1 protein-coding gene is annotated in these 1,077 nt (G+C 33.6%); it reads right to left on the bottom strand.

The window, feature by feature from the left end; genetic code table 11:
• Positions 1 to 911, bottom strand: a 911-nt coding sequence (locus ACQR30_RS03335; RefSeq protein ID WP_429731235.1) for a hypothetical protein, incomplete at its 3' end; no start/stop codon positions are given.
• Positions 912 to 1,077 lie beyond the last annotated feature (166 nt).

The raw sequence follows: 1,077 nt of genomic DNA, 5'->3' as shown, positions 1-1,077 counted from the left end.
TAACGTACAGTCCATCTATGTATTGCTCTTCTATGTTCATTGATTTCACCTTGCTGGATACCAATTTGCCCCTGTAGATTACCAATTTGTGTTTGCTGGCCTATAATTTGCCCTTGCTGATCTTGAACCACGTCTTGCAAATTTTGACGTGCATTTCTTTCATCATTTAATGCATCATCATACATTCGAGTTACTCGAAGCACTTCAGCTCGTGAATTATTTAAATCTCGCCGAAGAGTCTGTTCACGTTCATGTGATTCATCAAGCAATACTTGCAGCCCCTCAAGTTGGTTACCTTGATCCTCACCAACGCTTTGCAATGTATAGGTTTGCCGAATAATTTCATCAAGATTACCAGCAGCCGAATTAATGATATCATCTAAATCTTGTGGAAGCACTATATTAGCATAATTTTGTGTATTATTAAGATTATTTATTCTAACCCGTCCATCTAAAAATCTGCGGATTTCATAGAAAATGTTAGATAAAATCTGTCTTCGGTCTAAAATCTCCAAAAGTGGGTTATCCATTTCAGTGATACCTCTGGTAGAGATTTTTGTTGTTATCAACTTATAAATCTGTATTCTAAGTCTATTAACAGTATCTTCCAAATTAATAATTCGGCTATCTTGGGTATGTAATGCTTCTTCTTTTAATTCCAAATGATCCTTATATTTTTTAACTTCCCGAAGGATAGACTTAAGCTTTATCTTTAGCTCTTCGATTTCATCCTCACGGGAAACAAGGTTTTTTTCAAGATACTTAATATATCTCTCACATTGCTCTAGATCTTTTGTAAGTATACGAATTTTTTTCTGATTAGAAAGGTTAATAGTTTCTTCTAAAACTAACCTTTTACGCAATTCTTGATTGCTATCAAGTAATTCCAAATATGCAGGTTCCGCTGCCATCAATTTTAATCGATCCAAGTAAAGTAAGAAATCTTGATATATCTATTTCATTATGCAAATTATATTATCAAGTAACAGGATATCATAGATCAGTTAAGCATTTGTATAAAGCGGCACAAAATGCAGGATATAATTTCTCTTTTAATGAGGTACAGAATTGGCTTGA

The sequence above is a fragment of the Arachidicoccus sp. genome, assembly GCF_050436765.1.
In the GTDB taxonomy this organism is placed as follows: domain Bacteria; phylum Bacteroidota; class Bacteroidia; order Chitinophagales; family Chitinophagaceae; genus Arachidicoccus.
The sequence above is the reverse complement of the archived record's forward strand: the minus strand, read 5'-3'. Positions and strand labels throughout refer to the sequence as shown.